General features: G+C 35.0%; 6 protein-coding genes. 3 read left to right on the top strand and 3 right to left on the bottom strand.

The window, feature by feature from the left end:
• Positions 1-252: 252 nt before the first annotated feature.
• Together ACJ5GX_RS03380 and ACJ5GX_RS03375 are read left to right on the top strand one after the other, a co-directional pair.
• Positions 253-1029, top strand: coding sequence for an enoyl-ACP reductase FabI (locus tag ACJ5GX_RS03380; protein ID WP_007302843.1), 777 nt, complete (start codon positions 253-255; stop codon positions 1027-1029).
• 198 nt (positions 1030-1227) lie between these two features.
• Positions 1228-1353 carry a hypothetical protein gene (locus ACJ5GX_RS03375; RefSeq protein WP_010406363.1) on the top strand — a complete coding sequence of 42 codons (126 nt, stop codon included), beginning with the start codon at positions 1228-1230 and terminating at the stop codon, positions 1351-1353.
• A 71-nt stretch (positions 1354-1424) separates the two neighbouring features.
• Here the strand turns inward: ACJ5GX_RS03375 and ACJ5GX_RS03370 are convergent, their stop codons facing one another.
• Positions 1425-2606 (bottom strand): hypothetical protein, encoded by a 1182-nt coding sequence (locus ACJ5GX_RS03370; RefSeq protein WP_010406367.1) that lies wholly within the window; start codon positions 2604-2606, stop codon positions 1425-1427.
• Positions 2607-2724: 118 nt separating this feature from the next.
• Here ACJ5GX_RS03370 and ychF point away from each other — a divergent pair, with 118 nt between their 5' ends.
• The gene (gene ychF / locus ACJ5GX_RS03365) at positions 2725-3819 is read left to right on the top strand and encodes a redox-regulated ATPase YchF (protein ID WP_010406370.1); all 1095 of its coding nucleotides are present in this window, start codon (positions 2725-2727) and stop codon (positions 3817-3819) included.
• Between the two features lie 5 nt (positions 3820-3824).
• On the opposite strand, the gene ACJ5GX_RS03360 is transcribed toward ychF, so the two are convergent.
• Entirely contained in the window at positions 3825-4211 is a 387-nt protein-coding gene (locus ACJ5GX_RS03360; RefSeq protein WP_230609115.1) for a hypothetical protein, read from the bottom strand.
• Entirely contained in the window at positions 4208-4336 is a 129-nt protein-coding gene (locus tag ACJ5GX_RS03355) for a hypothetical protein (RefSeq protein WP_495292699.1), read from the bottom strand. The genes ACJ5GX_RS03360 and ACJ5GX_RS03355 overlap by 4 nt, the downstream gene beginning before the upstream one ends.
• Positions 4337-4507 lie beyond the last annotated feature (171 nt).

Genomic DNA, 4507 nt, shown 5'->3' with positions numbered 1-4507 from the left:
ACTTGGAGGACATTTGGCTAGAAAAAATGATCTAGAACCAGGCCCCATTACTATTTGGAAAGGATGGAGACGTCTCTTTGATCTAGCAGAAGGATGGCGACTTGCTCACGAACTTTATATTTGTGGGTAATAGTAAGAATTATAATGAGGTTGGAAATATGCGGAAGTAATTTTTATACGTTAGCTACAGTTAAAACATAATTGACTTTGCCTAGTTAATATTTCAAATTATAAAAAAGGCAAATAATTTCTATGATATTGCAGGGTAAAAAAGGGTTAATAACCGGAATAATAAATAAGAGGTCAATAGCATATGGTATAGCAAAGACTCTCTCAGAGCACGGAGCTGAGCTTGCAATCACTTATCAAAATGAAGTAATAAAAGAGAAATTATTACCAATAGCGAATGAATTAAATGTGGAGCTAACACTACATTGTGATGTTTCAAATGAGGAAATCATACATAGTGCTTTTAAAGAAATAGAGGAAAAGTGGGGTGCTATTGATTTTTTGGTACATGCAATAGCATATTCTGATAAAAATGAGCTCAATGGTAAATACGTCGATACTTCACTAAACAACTTTCTCAATGCAATGCATATATCGTGCTATTCTTTTACTGCTTTAGCAAAAAGCGCAGAAAAAATGATGTTAAATGGTGGTAGTTTACTTACTTTATCTTACTATGGTGCTGAAAAAGTTATGCCAAATTATAATGTGATGGGTTTATGTAAAGCAGCACTTGAAGCAAGTGTAAAATATATAGCATGTGATCTTGGGCCAAAGAACATCAGAGTAAATGCAATTTCTGCTGGTCCAATCAGAACTTTGGCATCTTCTGGAATAAGTGACTTTCACTCCATATCGGAATGGAATAGAATTAATTCTCCACTTAGACGCAATGTTACAATAGAAGATGTTGGCAAGGCAGCACTATACTTATTAAGCGACCTGAGTAGTGGTACAACTGGAGAAATTTTACATGTTGATTCAGGGTATAATGTTGTGGGAATGAAGATAGTAGACTAATACAGTACTGCAGATGCATGTGAAGCCTGTGTTTTTTTGTTATCCGAGTAATTGACATTGGAGCCCAGTGTCAGCTACTCGAATGACAACATTTTTTAATTAAATCTCGCACATTAACCATAGAGTTATTATTTTATAAGTATTTGTTGCTGCTGATCTTCTATTTTTACTTCCTCCATTTGGGTTAAGGGATTGTGCGTGAGGGTTGCTCTTGAAGTTGCCTTGCAAGGAAAAAGTCTTTTTCCTCCCGATCTTGGAGTTGCTTTGCAAGCAAGAAATCCTATTGTTCTTGTGTTTGTTTTGCTAAGACTTTATTCTTATTAAGCAGTGGTTAAAAATGAGCATGGCTTTTATTATAGAATGCCCCCCTATAGAAGTATATAGACTATGAAGACTTATCTTACAGGTTGTGGTACTTGTTGTTGATAAAATGTTTTTTCTACACGTGCTTCTTCCACACTGCACCTTCTTGATAAGACTGGCTCCTCAAGGCATTTTATACGTTGCTGTACATCATTAATGCACTGCCCTATAACATCACCAATTTTTCCATCAGCATTTTTTGCCAATAACTCATCAAACTCCCTCTCAATCTCTACTCTCTCAGAGATATCCTTTGAAAGATCACAATATTCCAAAATTTCATCTATCTGAAGTTGTTTTGCTAATAGAAAGTCTTCTTGCTCCTGCTGCTGTTTTATTAACTCTTGAGTTACAATTTTAGCCCTAGAGTAATGATTTCCTTCAAGATATATTGTTTCTCTCTCTTTACTACCCCATAACTCGTCATTTAATTTATAACTCTCACGATTAAACATCTGATTTAGTTGATCATTGTTTATCATTTCAGGATTTGGTTCAAACTTTTGTTGTTTCTCTCTGCCGCTAACTTTACAATGGACATTAATTTCAATGTTGGCTAAAGAAGCTAATAATTGAATTTCTTCAATAAAAGGAAAATAACTTTTACTTTCTATTGCTTCTAGATAGGATTGATAGAGTTCAGGTTTGTCAAGAAATGAGCGTGTAATAAAATCACTGTTATATTCGGCATTATAGTCACTCTCACCAATGCCATCAAGAGCCTCTGCATATTCACTTAGATTAAGCACAGCTTGATTATGCGATATATTAAATTTGCTAACAGCTCTACTTACTAACCTCTTCACATTACCTTCAGCATTTTCAATTTTCCTATTTGTTTGCTTAACCAGACCCTTTATTTTATCAGACTTGCCAGTTAAATCCCCTGGCTTATTAAAAAACATATTAAAAACCTTTTCTAGCTGATCCTTTAAAGGAGCTGGCATACTTGGATCATCTAAAGACGTAAATCGACTTAAAAATTTGTGCCATTCCATTCTCATATCTTGCGCTCTTTCAGCTTTATATGTACCAGAACTGTTATCACCAAACACTGCATGAAAAAAGCAATTGCCATCACCTGCAGTATCATATTTAACTACTTGGTTATTAGAAGGTTCTTTTTCTACATTACTCTCTGAAGTCTTGCGTCCTTTAGCATTTTCAATACTGTCAAAACCATTTGGTAATTTCCGTTTTCTAAGCCCAACCATAATTTCTACCTTAATTCAAGCTATATGTTATTATATTAACTAACTTATTAATAAGTAACTAATTAGGTATAGCAAAAATTTTTTAATTATGCAATAATTAAGGCTTTAAATAGCAAATATGAGCTTTAACTGTGGTATAGTTGGGTTACCAAATATAGGAAAATCAACTTTATTTAATGCACTTACAGAGTCAAGTGCAGCTGAAGCTGCAAATTATCCTTTTTGCACAATCGAGCCAAATGTTGGCAAAGTGCCAATACGAGATCAGCGTTTGAAACAAATTGCCTCGATTGCTCACTCAGGGAAAATAATCTACAATCAACTGGAAGTTGTCGATATTGCCGGCTTGGTTAAGGGTGCGAGCAAGGGTGAAGGACTAGGAAATAAATTTTTGAGTCATATCAGAGAAGTTGATGCCATTGTTCATCTGCTCAGGTGCTTTACGGATGACGATATCAGCCATGTAAACAGTAAAATAGATCCAATATCAGATGCTGAAATAGTGGAAATGGAGTTAATTCTAGCTGATATTGATAGCATAGAAAAAAGGCTTCCTCAATTGGAAAAGAAAGCAAAGCAAGGTGATAAAGAGCTAAAGAGACAACTTGAATTAATGCAAGAGGTATTAGCTACTTTAAAATTAGGTAAACCGGCAAGAAGCTTGGAGAATATCGATGAAGATGAGATGAAGTTGCTTCAATTGCTAACAACAAAGCCTGTTATGTATGTATGCAATGTTGAAGATACGAATATCATAACTGGTAATGAACTATCTAAAAGGGTGGAAAAAATGGCGGAAGAAAATAAAAGCAAATTTTATTGTATTTCAGCGAAACTTGAAGCAGATATTGCAAATCTTGATAGTGAAGAGGAAAAACAGAATTTTTTATCAGAATTTGGCTTACAAGAATCAGGACTTGATGGAGTAGCACGTATTATGTATGAAGTGCTAAGTATGATAACTTTTTTTACTGTGGGCCCCAAAGAAGCACGTGCATGGCCAATAAAGATAGGATCAACAGCTGACAAAGCAGCAGGTGTAATTCACACTGATTTTGAAAAGGGCTTTATAAAAGCAGAAACCATAAGCTTTGAAGACTATATAAAATATGGAAGCGAATTAGCTTGCAAAGATGCAGGGAAAATTCGCTTCGAAGGCAGAGATTATATCGTGCAAGATGGCGATATAATGCACTTTAGATTTAATGTCTAATTAGTCTAGCACCTTCCTGATGCAGCCCGTGAATTTTTATATTCTCTTCTCTCTTCTTCCTCTATCTCCTCTTCAGATAAAGGAGAGAAAGAGAACTGCCCTATCTCCAGATTATCAAGTTTAGTTCCAGGAGTTTCATCACATCTCTTTATTATCTCTTCCTGTGATTGTACATCTTGCTCCAGATATCCTTCTAAAAATTCATGTAAAGCTTTACCTTCTATAAGCACATCTTCGCTTTGCTCAGCTAATTTCAAAATTTCGTCTAGTTCAACATCTTTACCATTAATAGTTGCCTGACCAATCTCAATTTCACTAGGATTTACATTTAAACTAATAAAGCAGTTAACAGAATTACCTTTCTCATCTTCTGCACTCCACCTAATTTTCATATCGCATGTTGCATCTTTTGCAAAGCGGTAATTTCTTTTCCATTATCATTCTTCTCAACCGTTGCTATTCTTTTATCGTTACTGTATATTTCTACTATCTTTACCTCATTTTTATTTCTTTCCATCCCTTCAATTTTGTCAGTGAAAAGACGGCTGATTTCTAAGCTATACCCAGGCTTAGAAATATTAATACTAAGATGATCGATCAGTACTCAGGTCCTGTCAACGCTGGAAGACCGATATTACTTGAAGGAGGTTTAGAGTGGAAGGAAATGAGCTTATCACCGAGGGATATG

The sequence above is a fragment of the Wolbachia endosymbiont of Tuta absoluta genome, from assembly GCF_059414725.1.
This window is presented reverse-complemented; position numbering and strand designations above follow the sequence as displayed.